The sequence below is a fragment of the Streptomyces sp. NPDC042259 genome (assembly GCF_055582085.1).
Genome location: NZ_JBVJDW010000017.1, coordinates 94,320 through 108,958 on the forward strand (window position 1 = coordinate 94,320; position 14,639 = coordinate 108,958).

7 protein-coding genes and 1 pseudogene are annotated in these 14,639 nt (G+C 69.8%); 6 read left to right on the plus strand and 2 right to left on the minus strand.

Features of this window, described 5'->3' with window-relative positions:
* Positions 1-88: 88 nt before the first annotated feature.
* The 6 genes from ACZ6MA_RS31795 to ACZ6MA_RS31820 all read left to right on the plus strand — a co-directional run bounded on the left by ACZ6MA_RS31795 (position 89) and on the right by ACZ6MA_RS31820 (position 10,092).
* Positions 89-6,343, plus strand: coding sequence for an SDR family NAD(P)-dependent oxidoreductase (locus ACZ6MA_RS31795; RefSeq protein WP_469438131.1), 6,255 nt, complete (start codon positions 89-91; stop codon positions 6,341-6,343).
* Positions 6,344-6,687: 344 nt separating this feature from the next.
* The gene (locus ACZ6MA_RS31800; RefSeq protein WP_469438132.1) at positions 6,688-7,038 is read left to right on the plus strand and encodes a hypothetical protein; all 351 of its coding nucleotides are present in this window, start codon (positions 6,688-6,690) and stop codon (positions 7,036-7,038) included.
* 74 nt (positions 7,039-7,112) lie between these two features.
* Positions 7,113-7,925 carry a site-specific integrase gene (locus ACZ6MA_RS31805; RefSeq protein ID WP_469438134.1) on the plus strand — a complete coding sequence of 271 codons (813 nt, stop codon included), beginning with the start codon at positions 7,113-7,115 and terminating at the stop codon, positions 7,923-7,925.
* A gap of 289 nt (positions 7,926-8,214) precedes the next feature.
* Positions 8,215-8,841 carry a TetR/AcrR family transcriptional regulator gene (locus ACZ6MA_RS31810; RefSeq protein WP_469438135.1) on the plus strand — a complete coding sequence of 209 codons (627 nt, stop codon included), beginning with the start codon at positions 8,215-8,217 and terminating at the stop codon, positions 8,839-8,841.
* Complete coding sequence (locus ACZ6MA_RS31815; protein WP_469438137.1) at positions 8,838-9,320, plus strand: hypothetical protein; 483 nt, start codon at positions 8,838-8,840, stop codon at positions 9,318-9,320. Before ACZ6MA_RS31810 ends, ACZ6MA_RS31815 begins: the two co-directional genes overlap by 4 nt.
* A gap of 346 nt (positions 9,321-9,666) precedes the next feature.
* Entirely contained in the window at positions 9,667-10,092 is a 426-nt protein-coding gene (locus ACZ6MA_RS31820; protein WP_469438138.1) for a hypothetical protein, read from the plus strand.
* Position 10,093: 1 nt separating this feature from the next.
* Here ACZ6MA_RS31820 and ACZ6MA_RS31825 read toward each other — a convergent pair whose 3' ends face one another.
* Positions 10,094-10,963 (minus strand): hypothetical protein, encoded by an 870-nt coding sequence (locus tag ACZ6MA_RS31825; RefSeq protein ID WP_469438140.1) that lies wholly within the window; start codon positions 10,961-10,963, stop codon positions 10,094-10,096.
* A 585-nt stretch (positions 10,964-11,548) separates the two neighbouring features.
* Positions 11,549-14,230: pseudogene (locus tag ACZ6MA_RS31830) on the minus strand (helicase associated domain-containing protein).
* Between the last annotated feature and the right edge of the window lie 409 nt (positions 14,231-14,639).

Consider the following 14,639-nt stretch of genomic DNA (forward strand, 5'->3'; position numbering starts at 1 on the left):
CGGCGAACGCGAGGGCAAGTGCACAGGATACGGGAAGAACCTTTCCGCGGAACCTTCGTGATGGACCAGTGCGCGCCACCCGGGAGAAATGATGACCGAATACCGCGGCAATTCCGTCGGCGTGCCGGCCGAGCCCGTGGCCGTGATCGGGGCTTCGTGTCGTCTGCCGGGTGGCGTGGACTCGTTGAGCGCACTGTGGCGGCTGCTGGAGGAGGAGCGGGAGACGGTCGGTCCGGTGCCGAAGGACCGGTGGGACGCCCACGCGCTGGAGCAGGCCCTGCCCGAGCAGGTAGCGGCGCTGATCCGTTTCGGCGGATGGCTTGAAGGGGATATCGGCGCGTTCGATCCGCAGGCGTTCGGGATGTCGGGGCAGGAGGCGGCCTGGCTGGATCCGCAGCACCGGCTGCTGCTGATGGTCGCGTGGGAGGCGCTGGAACACGCCGGCATCCCCTTGCAGGCCCTGCGGGGCTCCCAGGCAGGTGTGTTCGCGGGAATGTACTCGATGGACAACCTGCTGCGCGGGCACCGCCGTCCGCAGGAAGCGGACGCGTACTGGTTCTCCGGTGCCGTGCACGGGGTGGGAGCGGGACGGTTGTCGTACCTGCTGGATCTGCACGGCCCCAGTCTGGCGGTCGACACCGCCTGCTCCTCGTCCCTGGTCGCGGTGCACCTGGCGTGCCAGGCGCTGCGGGCCGGTGAGTGCCCGCTCGCGGTGGCGGGTGGCGTCTCGGCCGCGTTGGGGCCGGAAGTCAGTGCGGCCTCGGCCCGGTGGCGGATGTACTCGCCTACCGGACGGTGCCGGGCCTTCGACGAAGGGGCCGACGGGTATCTGCGGGCCGAGGGCTGCGGCATTGTCGTTCTCAAACTGCTGGCTGCCGCCCAGGAGGACGGGGACCGGGTCCTGGCGGTTCTGCGGGGATCGGCCGTCAACCAGGATGGCGACTCCGGCCAGTTGACCGTGCCCTCCTCCCGGGCGCAGGCGGCCGTGTTCGTCGAGGCCCTGGACCGGGCCCGGGTGGATGCCGGGCGGGTGGGCATGGTGGAGGCGCACGGTACGGGCACACCGGTGGGGGACCCGCGGGAGTTCGCCGCGGTGAAGGAGGTCTACGGAACGGGGCCCGGACGGTGTGCGATCGGGTCGGTGAAGACGAACATCGGCCACACCGAGCCTGCCTCCGGCGTGGCGGGACTGCTGAAGGCCATCGTGTGCCTGCGACGCGGCCTGGTGCCGGCCAGCTTGCACTTCACCCGGTGGCACCCTGACATCGACGCCGGCGGATGCCGGCTGTTCGTGCCCACACGGGCCACCGAGTGGCCGGTGCCGGGCCGTCCCCGGCTGGCGGCGGTCTCCTCCTACGGCGTCGGCGGCACCAACGCGCACGTCATCGTCGAGGAAGCCCCGGCCGCACCGTCACGGCGACCGCCGGAGCCGAAGGACTTGTCACCGGCTCGGGTGGGGGCGTTCCTGATCAGCGCGGCTTCGCCGGGGGCGTTGCGGAAGTCCGCGGCGCGGCTGGCGACCTGGCTGGAGGGGGACGGTGCCGGGGAGTCGCTGAGGGATGTGGCCTACACGCTGGCGGTGCGGCGCTCGTACCAGACGCACCGGGCCGCTGTGGTGGCCGCGGACCGCGGCGAACTGGCCGAGGGTCTTCGCCGGCTGGCGGCCGGTAGGCCGTCGACCGCCGTGACCACAGGCCGGGCCGCTCCGCAGGAGCACGGGGCGGTGTTCGTCTACTCCGGCCACGGCTCGCAATGGGCCCGCATGGGCCAGGGACTGATCGGCCGGGATGCGGCGTTCACCGCTGCTCTCGAGGAACTGGAACCGCTGGTGCAGGCGGAAAGCGGCTTTTCCCTGCACGAGGTCCTCACCGCCCGCACGGTGGTGAGCGGGGTGGAGCGGGTCCAGCCGACCCTGTTCGCCCTGCAGGTGGCGCTGACGGCCATGTGGCGCGACCGCGGGGTGGTGCCGGCAGCTGTCATCGGGCACTCGATGGGCGAGGTCGCCGCTGCCGTGGCCTGCGGAGCGCTGAGCCTGCCCGACGGGGTGAAGGTGATCTGCCGCCGCTCCCGGCTCCTCACCCGCGTCCGCGGCGGGGCGATGGCGGTCGTACGGCTGCCTGCCGAGGAGACGGCCAGGGCTTTGGCGGAGGGCGGCTGCGACCAAGTGGAGGTGGCGGTCATCGCCTCCCCGAACAGCACGGCGATCTCCGGGGACGCCACCCAGATCGAACACCTGCTGCAACAGTGGGAAGAATCAGGGGAGGTCGAGGCCGCCCGGGTGGCGGTGGAGGTGGCCTCCCACTCCGCACAGATGGACCCCATCCTCGCCCCCTTGCGCGACCGGCTCGCCGAGGTGAGGCCGCAGCCCGCGTCCATCCCCTTCTACAGCACCGTCACCGAAGGCCCCCGCGCGCCGGTCAGGCTGGACGCCGGGTACTGGGCGGACAACCAGCGCCACCCGGTACGGTTCGCCGCAGCCGTCCAAGCCGCCCAGAGCGCGGGCCACCGCCTGTTCGTCGAAGTCAACGCCCATCCGCTGCTGGCCGGTGCGATGACCGAAACTCTGGCTGCCCACGGATCCGGGGAGGCCGTGGTCGTGCCCTCCCTGCGGCGGGACGGACACGAGGAGCGGGACTGCGCCGCCCACGTGGCCGCTGTGCACTGCGCCGGCTACCCCGTCCCCTGGAACACGCACGTCGAGGGCCGGTTGGTGGACGTCCCGGGCACCTGCTGGGAGGAACACCATCACTGGATCGAACCATCCGAGCTGAGCCGGGGCCTGCCCCCCGTCGCCGGCGTCACTGCAGGGCATCCCCTGCTGGGCGTGCATGTCCTTGACCCGGCCCGGCCCGGGCGGCACCTGTGGCAGGCCACCGTCGATCCGCAGCGGCAGAGCTGGCTGAAGGATCACCAGGCCGCTGGGGAACCGGTCATGGCCGGGGCGGCCTGGTGTGAGATGGCCCTGACCGCCGCCACCCACATCTTCACCGAGCCCGTGCGGAAGGTATCCGTGCGGCAGGTGACCTTCGACGCGTTCCTGCACCTCGGCGAGGACCCGGTACACCTGGCCTGCAGTGCCCAGGAGAACGGCGGCTCAGCCGTATGGAAGGCCATGGCACGAGCCGGTGACGACTTCGAACCCCACGCCGGCGCCACCCTCGCTCTCGCTGCCGAGGAGGCATGCCCCGACCGCCTGCCGGTGGAAGACCTCCACCGTCGCTGCCCCGTCGAGACGGACCTCGCAGCCCTGCGGGCCGGCTGGGCCGACACCTGTGCCGTCGCCTACGGCCCGGCCTTTTGGGCCATGCAGAGTCTGCACGTGTCACCGGACGACGCCCGGCCCGAGGCCCTGGCCCGCTTGACCGTCCCCGACGCGGCTCGCCTGTACACCGGCGGCTTCGCCTGGCATCCGGTGCTGCTGGACGGGTGCCTGCAGGCCCTTCTGGCCCTGTGGACCAGCCGCACCGAACTGCCTCAGGGCACCGCCTACCCTCAAGGCATCGGCGCACTGCGTGTACACGGAGACACATCCACCGGCAGCTACTGCCACGTCCGCGCCGACGAACTCGACGAACACACCGTCACCGGATCCCTGCAGCTGCTGGACGCCGCCGGGAACATCGTCGCCAGCGCCGAAAACGTCCGCTTCGCCCACGCCCCGAAGTATCCGGGCGCCGGCCGTCTGCAGCGCTACCTCATCCAGCACCGCTGGCAGCCTCAGCCCTTGGCCGGCTCCCAGAGCCGGCGGGACGCCACCTGGCTGCTGCTCACCGAGACCCAAGACCTGCACCCGTGGCACCGCGACTTCGCCCAAGCCCTCGGCCGGCCCGCGCTCGCCTGCGCCCCGCCCACATCGGCCCCGGACGACGAAGCCGAGGGGATCCGCCGGTCCTTCGACGCAGCCCTGCACAGCGCACGGCCCTGCAGCGACGTCGTCGTCGTCCTCGAACCGGACACCACCACCGGCACGGACAACGACATCGCTGCCGCGCAGCGGGCCCAGCAGCGCACAGCCCGCCTCACCGCCACCGTCCAGGCCCTGACCGACCACCACCCACCCCCTCGCCTGCACATCCTCAGCCACCACGGCCAGGCCGTCCGCGAGGACGACACCGTGGCGCTCGGCCACGCCGGGCTGCGCGGCGTGCTGCGCACGCTTCTCTACGAGCACCCGGAACTACAGCCCACCCTCTACGACACCGACACCCGCACCCCCGCGCAGGAAGTGGCCGCCCAACTGCTGGCCGACGACCTGGAGGACGAGGTGGCCTGGCGAGACGGCGACCGCTACGTCGCCCGTCTGGTCCCCGCCCCACTGAGCCCGGCCGAGCGCCGCACCACCGAAAACCGGATCGGTCACCTGCCGGTACGCGCCGAACCCGACGGCAGCACTATGACGTTCACCGCCGCCGGAGCGCCCCCTGCGCCGGGAGACCACCAGGTGACCGTCGCCGTGCACACCACCTGCCGCTTCGAAGACGGCCCCGGCGCGCCTGCAACGCATGCCTGTAGCGGCACCGTGACGGCAGCGGGGCCACGAGCGTCCCTGGCCGCCGGGCAAGAGGTCGCTGTCGTGACCACCGACACCGACCTGGTCAGCCACCTGACGGTCGAGGACCGCTGGTGCGTCCCGGTACCCGCCCACCAGGACGCCGCCGAGCTGGCCTGCTCACTGCTGCCCTACCTGACCGCCTACTACGGCCTGCACCACCTGGCCCGCATCCGCCCCACAGACCGCGTCCTGATCATCGGCTCCGGGTCCCTGGCACTGGCCGCCCGGCACACCGCCACCGCCATCGGGGCCGAGAGGCACATCAGCCCCTCGGCCACCGACTGCCGCGGCCGATGGGACATCATCGTCGACACCAGCCACGCCCCCGACCCCGCTGCCCACACTCTCCTCGCTCCGGCAGGCCAGCTACTGCTCACCACCTCCCGCGCGCAGCACGCCGGCTCCAAGCCCATCGCCACCCGTCTAGTGGACACCTCCGTACTTCTGAACACGACGCCCACCGCAGCCGCCGGATTGCTCGCAGAGGTAGCCGACGCCCTTCTCTGCCAGACGCTGCCGATCCTGCCCGTCGCCCGGCTGCCCCTGGAGGACCTGGCCCGCCCAGCCCCCTCCAGCCAGCTCGCGGCCTACCAGTGGCCCACCGGCACCGTCACGGCCTTCCTGCCACCCGACCGCGTCCCCCTCGTCCGCCCCGACGGCGCTTACGTCATCACCGGCGGCCTGGGTGACCTGGGGGTGGTGCTGTGCCGCTGGCTCGTCGGCAAGGGCGCCGGCACCATCGTCCTGAACAGCCGCTCCCAACCCGGCCAGCACACCTCCGCCCTCCTGAGCGAACTACGGCGCACCGGCACCCGGATCGAAGTGATCTGCGCCGATCTGGCCGAACCCGGTACCGCCGACTATCTGCTGCGCACCGCCGAGCGCCATGGCCACGGCCTGCGTGGAGTCATCCATGCCGCGGCCGTGGTCGACGACGCCGCCGTCACCAACGTCACCGAGGATCTGCTGGAGCGGGTCTGGCGTGCCAAGGCCCGGGGAGCGTGGCTGTTGCACGAGGCCTGCGAGGGGTACGACCTGGACTGGTGGGTGGGCTTCTCTTCCTTCGTCTCGCTCCTCGGATCCCCCGGCCAGACCGCTTACGCCTCTGCCTCCGCCTGGCTCGACGCCCTCGTCACCCACCGCGCGGCCGCCGGACTGCCCGCCACCGGCATCAACTGGGGCGCCTTGGCCGACACCTGGGCCGAGACCGGCATCAACGCCCGCACCCTTGGCGACCGCGGCTTCGCCACCATCCCCCTCGACGATGCCCTGGCCGGGCTCGAAACGCTCCTCACCCACGCCCGCACACGCACCGGCTTCGTCACCCTCAACCTGGCCCGCTATCTCGATCTCTACCCCACCGTCGCGGCCTCCCCCTATCTCAGCCCGCTCATGCCCGCCGCCGCGCCCACCAGCGGAGCTGGCCACCCCTCCGGAGGCAAGGCGCCGCTCGATGCGCTGCTGCGGGCTCCACGCGGCCGACGGCGCCAACTGCTGCAAGAACTACTGACCGAGCAAGCCGCCGTGCTCCTAGGCTGCTCACCCGATCGCGTCGAGCCGCACATCCCGCTACCCGCACTGGGCATGGACTCCCTCATCACCATCCGGCTCCGCAACCGCCTCCAGCACACCCTGAGCACCGCACTGCCCCGTACGGTGCTGCACAGCCAGGCGACTATCACCGCGCTAGCCGCGTACCTCGACGACCACCTGCCCCACCCAACCGACACCAACGCGGAGCCGTCCCCCCCCCCAGGTGGGGGCACACGGCACACCCCCCACCACCGCTGACAAGGTGACCTACGTTTTGGAGGCGGGCTCGGGCCGGTCATTTCGTAGGATCGGCGGGGCCCAGGGCTCCGGGTATGGCTCAGTGGGTCGCCAAGCTCAGTAAGACCATCGCGAACCAGAGGGCCGAGCTCCAAGAGCTCCGCCAACTGGTGACCAACCTGACCCGCGCCAGCGCCGTTCTCACCCAGGGGGTGGACGCGCAGGCGGAGCCTGCCCCTGCATCGGACAACGTCATCCCGCTCCGACCGCCCACTATCTGAAATCCGGCAAGGCTAATTCGTTCAGGCAGCGATGCCGAGCTCGTTACGGTGCGGTGGATGAATTCGCGGATTACCGCATTGGCTGTGTCCACGGGAGCGGCGTGCGTACTCGACGGTCGTCACCAGCGCGGGGTTCCGCTCGCACAGCTCGTCGAGCCCCTTTCGCTCAACGTCGGTGAGGCGCTCGGGCCGCCGCATGATCCAAGGGCTGCCGTGCCGGCGCAACGGCTGTCCGGAAGCGCTCCCCACCGTACGGGGCGTCAGCCCTACGACGAGTCCGGCCGACGCGTCCATCTGGGACTGCTCGAGGAACGGGCCTTCTGGGCCTGGGTCACGATCGAATTCCTGCAGCACACCGGCGTCCGGTTCGAGGAGATGCTGGAGGCCAGCCACCACGCTCTGATCCAATACAAGCGCCCACCAGCGGTGAAGTAGTACCTCTGCTCCAGGTCGCTCCTTCGAAAACCGACGAGGAACGGCTTCTCCTCGTCAGCCCAGAACTGGCCGATGTGCTCAGCACGATCATCGCCCGCGTCCGTGACCCTCGAACAGGCGCGAGCCCGATGCTCCCCAACTACGACGTCGTGGAGAAGGTCTGGAACCCGCCGATGCCGCTGCTGTTCCAGTGGACATACGGAGGCCAGCGCACACCGGTATCCCGTCAACTGATCCGCAACGGCCTCAACGAGGTCCTGGAACGAACCGGGCTCACCGACTCCGCGGGCCAGCCCCTCGACTTCGCTCCGCACGACTTCCGAAGGATCTTCATCACCGACGCAATCCGCAGCGGCCTGCCGCCCCACATCGCGCAGGTCCTCGCAGGTCACTCCGACATCAACACCACGATGGGCTACAACGCCATCTACCCGGCAGACGCCATCGAAGCCCACCGCGCGTTCGTAGCCCGCCGTCGATTGCTGCGTCCCAGCGAGGAATACCGGACCCCGACGAACGACGAGTGGGACGCCTTCCTCGCCCACTTCGAGAAGCGGAAGGTGTCCATCGGCACCTGCGCACGCGCCTTCGGATCCCCCTGCATCCATGAGCACGCTTGTGTCAGATGCTCGCTCCTCCGGCCTGACCCGGCCCAACGGGCACGGCTTGCCGAGATCCGCGACAACTTGATCGCCCGAATCGCCGAAGCCGGGACGGAAGGCTGGCTCGGCGAGATCGAGGGTCTCCAGGTCAGCCTGGCTGGCGCCGAGGAGAAGCTCAGCCAGCTCGATCGGGGCCACGGGCAGCATACGGCCGTGGACCTTGGCATCCCCACGATCACCGCTTCCGCTGTTCCACGCCAGCACCGGCCACAGGAGCAAACGTGATCCCGACGTTCCACCAACATGCTGGCCTTGCCGACAAGTTCGGAGAAGCTCGCCCAACTGACACCGTGGCGACCCGCCCTACGCAGGCGGTCGACCTTGGCACGCCCCCACGAATCGACAGCTCGTCGGCCGCGTCAGTGAGATCTCTCGCCTGGGTCGGTAGTCGCGGCGCTCCTTCCTGAAGATCGGCACATCCCAGCAGCGCAGACAGCCAGCTCAGGCGGCCACGCCGCTATTGTTGTCACTCTTGCCAACAAGCTATTGTCATCCTTGCCAATAAGGAGGCGGCATGACAGGGCGACGGCGCAGGCGCACGCCAGAACAGGCACGCGAGGAGATCCTGGACGCCGCCGCCGAGCTGATCGCTCGGTACGGGCCGGATGGCGTGGGTCTGCGCCGCGTCGCGGAGGCGGCTGGCATCTCCCACGGCCTGGTGACCCACTACTTCGGCACCTACGGCGCGCTGGTCCGGGCCGTACTGCAACGCGAGAACGAGCGGCAGCGGAAGCGCGTACGCGAGCGGATGCGTGCCGATCACGGCGTACCGTACGCGGACGACATGACCCAGGTGCTGTTCGAGACGCTTGCGGACGAGCGCTATGTACGCCTATTCGCCTGGTCCAGCCTCCACGCCGAGGACGTCGGCACGTCGTCACAGGGGCTGTCCGAGTTGGTCGACGCGGTCGAGGCCGGCATTCGGCTCGTCCTGCCAAGCCCGGCCAGGCCGGACCGGAACCGGATCGAGGCCGTCGTCCTGCTGGCACTGTCCGCCGCGTATGGATACGCGCTCGGCAACCGCTCCTGGCTGGCCGGGCTCGGGCACGACCCGGACGACCCGGCCCATGCAGCCGCCTTCCGCGCTGCCCTGTCATCCACGCTGGCCACGTACTTGACCGGAAGGACTGCAGATCAGTGACACCCAGTCTGCTGTTAGTCATCGGCATCACTGCCGTGATCGTGTGGAGCCAGTTCTCCGCGCGGCCAGTCCGGTCACTGACCCATGTGTGGGTCGCCCTCCTCATCGTGCGCGGCTGTGTTCCACCAGGTCCGAGCCGCACGACCTCTGCCGGAATCGCGTTCCTCGTCGCCGGGCTGATCGTTTCGGTCCTAGTCGGCGTCCTACGCGGTCGCACCATGCTGATATGGCGGGAAGCGGACGGACGGCTGTACCGCAAGGGCGGTCGGGAGACGCTGCTGCTGTGGCTCGCCACCGTCGCCGTCAAGTTGGGCCTGGGCGTCGTCGCGGAAGCCGCGTTCGGTGAGCCGCTCAACGGTAACGCTCTGTGGCTCGGCCTCGGTGTCACGTTGGGGGGCCAGCATCTAGTGATGACGTACTACGGCCGTCGTCTGCCGGTACCGGAGTCAACGTCGCAACTATCGATGGGTACGCGTTGATCAGGACACTCAAGCGCCTTTAGTTCAGAGAAGCTTGCGTCCGATGCTCGCTCCTCCGCCCTGAACTCGCCCAGCAAGACCGACTGATCGAGATCCGCGACAATCTGATCGACAGGATCGCCGAGGCCCAGCGAGAGGGTTGGCTCGGCGAAGTCGAAGGCCTCGAGATCAGCCTTGCCGGCGCCGAAGACAAACTGTCTCAGCTCGACGCCGCTCTCAAGCCCACGGTCACTCACCTGGGCCTGCCTACGTTCGCCAACATCGCCGGACGCACCTCCCCACCGGCCCCGGACCAGCCTTGAATACTCGTAGCCGCCTCGAAGACGGACCGCCTAGGCTCCAATCCATGCGCACAGTGTTCGTGTTCCCCACAGGTGAGCGAGCTGAGACCATCGCCGCACTTGATCGACACCTGAACCAGCAGCGCCATCCCTGGACCCTGGACGGCAACCTCTACATCGACATCGATGAAGAGCAGAACGGCTGCCTCTTCTCTGACTGGGAGCCCGACGACGTGACGGTCCTCGACGGGGCCGTCGGATTCCACCCCACCTGGGCAGTGCAGATCGATATCTCCGGTCGGATCGACGGCACCGCAGAGGTTCACCAGATGATCGCGCTGCTACTCGAACATGGAGGCGTGGCGATCGATGACTACTCCGCCCACCCCTGGACCATGCAGGAAATCCAGTCCGGAGCAGTGATCGACGGTCTGCGCTTCTTCGACTTCCGGGCCTCTCACGAACTCAACCGGGAGCCGGGACGTTCCTGACTCAACGTGCACCCTCGTGCCGAACCGGTAGTTCGGAGAAGGCCTTCTCGACGAGTGCGGCGCTGTGGCTGAGGATGCGGAACAGACGCTGGGCCACGTCCGCACTCGAACCGGTCTGCGCCCTGCGCAGCTGGATGAGCTGCTCCTGAGCGCCATCGACGAGGCTGCTGATCTGGGCGCGCTGTTCGACGGGTACCGCCGCCCGCCACATCGTCCCCGAACCAGGCGCCTTCTTCTCCTTGCCCAGTACCCGCAGCTGGCCGGCCATGGTTGCGGCCTGGTGTTCCTGCCGCAGCCACCACGGGTCGTTGTCGTACCCGGGCGGCCCGCCGGCGCCGCGGCGAAGGCGGATGACGCTGCCCATCCATGCGATGAGCGGCCCGCCGTGGTCCGTCGCGGCCAGCGGCCCCAGCCATCCTCGGCCCAGCCGCTCCCCGAGCCGGCGGCAGAACATCCCGTCGGCGGGCAGCGCCCGCGGCTGCCCCGCACAACTGTCCACCCACACCAGCTCGGCCATGCCCGGATCCAGCAGTGCATCGGCCACTGCCACTACCTCCGGGAAGACGACCGCGTCTCGCCCCACGATCCGCCACCGCTCCAGATCACCACCGGCGTCACCGCCTGCAACCTGGTGCAGACGCCGCGGCCAGATCTTCTCTCGCTCCCAGTGCAGGGCCTGCTCCCACCACCTGGCCACCACCGCCTGCGCCAGCGCGAACACCCGCTCCGGCTCCGCACCGGCCCGCACCGCCCGCCACGACAGCGAGACCCACCGCCGCTGCGCCGCCACCGCCTCCGGCAGACCCCGCAGATCGAGGTGCTCCAGCGGCTGATTGGCGTCCGCGTCCAGCAGCCACCGCCCATGCCGCACGCACACCCGCTCCCACCGCGGCGCATACCGCACGACCCGCACGGCCGTCCCCGTACGCCTGGCGGCGCACAACCGACAGCCAAATGCCACCGGCCCGGCGACCGAGCCGCCGATACGCCACGCCGCCGCCGGCACCCGTCCCTTTCGGCCGCCAGCTTGGCGTCCTCTTCTTCCCAGGACGGCAACGCCCGCGCCAGCACGTCGTCCTCCATGCCGCACAGGCCTACCAGACGCTGTCGTCCGGCTGCATTCAGCAGCCCCTCGGCATCGGCCCGACAAGCCCCGTCCTCGTGCTTGGGCTGGTGGTTGCGCCAGTGCCAGCAGGACCGTAATGCCTTCGCTTCCATCCCATAGCGGCTCGCGATGCGGCAGATCAGCGACGAGGTCGTTTCTCCCTGTAGGGGAGCGGTCCGCAGTAGGCCGGTGTGGTGGATCACTCCACCACGGTCCCGTGTTCGCCGTCCCCGGCGGGCACTTTTGCAAGGATGCCCAGCGGTCATGGCCTGAACCTGCTGACAGCGCGGGACCCCGGGCGTTCGCCCGGGGCCACGGCTGGTCCGGCTCGGCGACCGGCCAGCGGTGGTGTCACGCCCACTCCACGCCCAGCTCGGCGAGGGCGTCGCGCTGGTCCTGGGTGAGTTTGTCCCGCCTCGATTTGGTGTTCGATACCCATACGCCTAGCTTGATGATCACCGGTTCCGTCTCGCCGTCGACTGCGATCTCCTCGGCGTGGCTGCGCGGCACGGGCCGGTCGGCGCCTTCCCGCTCGACCCACTGCGCGAGGGCCGCCAGGCCCCGCTGGAACGACTGCTTCGCCTTGCCCGGCCCCTTCGTTGAACGCGGGGCCGCCGGGGCTGGAGCGGGCCGTTCGACGGGCGTCACACCCAGCGCGGTCAGTCGTTCCTGTTGTTCGGAGGAGAGTTGTGTCCAGTTGGTCGCTTCTCTTTGCCGCGTGAGCCATCGTCCGATGTCGTCGCCTTCGAACAGCACCCCGGGGTCGATGGCCGGCAGGACGCCGTCGGCGTCGACCAGGTCCGCGAGCACCTTGTAGTGCCGCTGCCAGTCGAGTGGCCAGGGGCAGTTCCAGTCCGGGTCGATCGCCGCCAGCTGCGCCGCGCGCTCTGCGGCCCGTTCCGGGTCTTTGCCCAGGCCGTTCTTCGCGCCTTTGCGCCTGAGATTGGCCAGGTGCTGCCCGATGGGCACCATCGCCCTCGCCCTCGCCCTCGCCCCACACCGCGTCTTGCCGGGGTGCGAGGTGCCCGTGCGCGCGCCGATAGGAGCAGAACGCGGCGAGTTTGTTCTCCCACGCTTCGTCGCCGGGCTCCCACACCATCCCGGCCTCGTCGAGGAGCTCTTTGCGGTGGGGGTCGAGTTCACCTGCGCGGTGCGCCCGGCGTTGCTGGTGCACCCACCGGCCCAGGGGATAGCCCTTCGTCGTGCCGACCTCGGTCTCGGCGTCATAGGGCACGGCGTACAGGCCGGTGATCCCGTTCTCGGCACGCCACCGGACCAGGGCCTGGTAGCCCTCGAGCCAGACGAGGGACTGGGGCCGGATGACGCGGCAGCGGCTGAGGGCGGCGATGTCGGCGGCGTCGCGGCGTCGCGGGGGGGGGCGAAGTTGACCACGACCGAGGTAACCCGGTCGACCTCCTGCTGCGCCTCGCTGCTCTCCTCGGGCATGTCCCCGTTCTCCGGCCCGGCCGCGCCGGCGGGGCGGACGTGAATGCGTCGGCGTTCGGTGCCGCGGGTCAGGGCGCGGGAGGCGAGCTGGTCGACCATGCGTTCCGAGTGCGAGCGCAGGGCTTGGAGGATGTCGACCAGGGGCTGGTAGCTGGCGGAGGCGACCATGTCCTTGGGGTCCTCGCCGGGCTGGAGGAAGACGGGGATGATGATCCGCGCCGTCTTCACGCTGCCGTCCGGATTCGGCCGCAGCGCCCGTCCGATGTTCTGGACGATGTCGACCTGGGAGCTGCGGGAGCCGACGATGCACACGGCCTCGACCCCGCGCAGTCCGGTGATGTCGACCCCGACCCCGAGGGCGCGTACGGAGGAGAGGAACGCCCGGTGTACGCGCCGGTTCTGGGCGTCGATGCCGTTGGCGAACCGCTGGATCACCTCGCGCCGGTGCGCGATGGGATGGTCCCCGCACAGCCAGTCCGCCCACACCCGGTCCGGAGGCAGGTGGCGGCCGTCCTCGAGCTCGTACAGCTCGGCGTCGATCGATGACGCGGGCAGCTCCGCCGCCTCGGCCAGAGCCGCCGCGGAGGCCTCAGCGGTGTACAGCTCGGCGGCTGTGCGCGGCATCTGCTCGGCGAACGCTGCGGCTTCTTCGACCCGCTGGTGGAACACCATGGTGGTGTGCAGATTCTGCTGCGCCGCGTGCTCCAGCAGTGCTGCTTGGAGCAGGGCCATGCGCCGGCCGCGCAGCGCGTCCTCGGACAGGCCGAGGAGCGGGTCGGGGTCGCGGATCTCGAGCACGTCGATCTCGAAACCGGCGAGGATCGAGCGTTCTACCGCCTCCGCCAGCCCAAGATCAAAAATGCGGGTGCCGTAGGTGCTGGAGTCGTCCTCCATCGACGCGATGACCAGCTCTTGGCCGTCCTGCCCGCGCTGCGGCCGGGGCGCGGCGAGGATGCGCGGGGTGGCGGTCAGGTAGAGCCGGAAGTCGACAGGGATCCGGCTGTTGTCGTGGATCGCCGCCCACGGCCGTCCCATGTCTCCGGCCGTCATGTGCCCCTCGTCCAGAATGGCCAGGTCAAACGGAGCCATCCGCTGCCCGTACAGCCGTTCCCCGCCCGCCAGAGCCGATTCCAACGGCCCAGGGACAGTCCGGCGACCAGTGACGTCGGCGGGGTCCTCGCGGTCCACGAGGGAGGCGTACGTGGCGAGCACGACCACCGGACCGGCCCCGGCCCACAGGGCGAGCTGGATCGGGTTGGTGGTGGTGCGCACTCCAAGCTGCTCCAGGACCTCGTCCTTGTCCACCGAGCAGACCGCGACCATCGGCGCCCGGTGTCCGACCCGCCGCCAGGACTGGGCACTCTGCACGATCAGGTCCAGCGTGGGCACCATGACGAGGATCCGGCCCTCGGGGAAGTACTCCAGAGCGCACGCAGCGGTGGTGATCGTCTTACCGGACCTGGTCGCGGACACCCCCATGGCACGAGCCCCCTCCGGAGGCACAAAGGATCTTGCAGGAAATCCGACCCAGTTACGAAAACGCAATTTCTGGTCGACCTGGTGTTCCTTGAGCGGAATCAAAAGCATTTCTAAGCCCTCCCCGATTCCCATTTCTGTGGTCCTTCAGATGGCCGCGTGCGGAACGCAGGCCGCACCCGAGCAGTTCCGGATCGACGCACCCGCCCTGCCAGCCGGGCTTTCCGTCCTTGAAGGGCGGTTGGTCGTCCGGGTCGTAGTACCCGACACCGAGCGTGCAGAGGATGCAGTCCTCGTCGCTGGTCACCGTCCGCGCCGTACACAGACCGCCGGCCTTGCCCAGCATGTCCAGCACCCGGCGCCGCGCCGTGGCCAGTCCCGGTCCGCGATGCCCCCCAGGGCCTCGCTCACCGCCATCACGCCTTAGAGGACATCTCATTTGGCGAGTCTGCGGTAGCAGATGAGTGTGCAGGCGAGGCTGGTGAAGGCCAGGAAGTGGTCGGCCTTGCGCTCGTATCGG

What these genes read in the sequence shown, in the direction of transcription:
- ACZ6MA_RS31795 (WP_469438131.1), top strand. Translation starts at nt 89, where the DNA reads ATGATGACCGAATACCGCGGCAATTCCGTCGGCGTGCCGGCCGAGCCC.
- ACZ6MA_RS31810 (WP_469438135.1), top strand. Translation starts at nt 8,215, where the DNA reads ATGACAGGGCGACGGCGCAGGCGCACGCCAGAACAGGCACGCGAGGAG.
- ACZ6MA_RS31820 (WP_469438138.1), top strand. Translation starts at nt 9,667, where the DNA reads ATGCGCACAGTGTTCGTGTTCCCCACAGGTGAGCGAGCTGAGACCATC.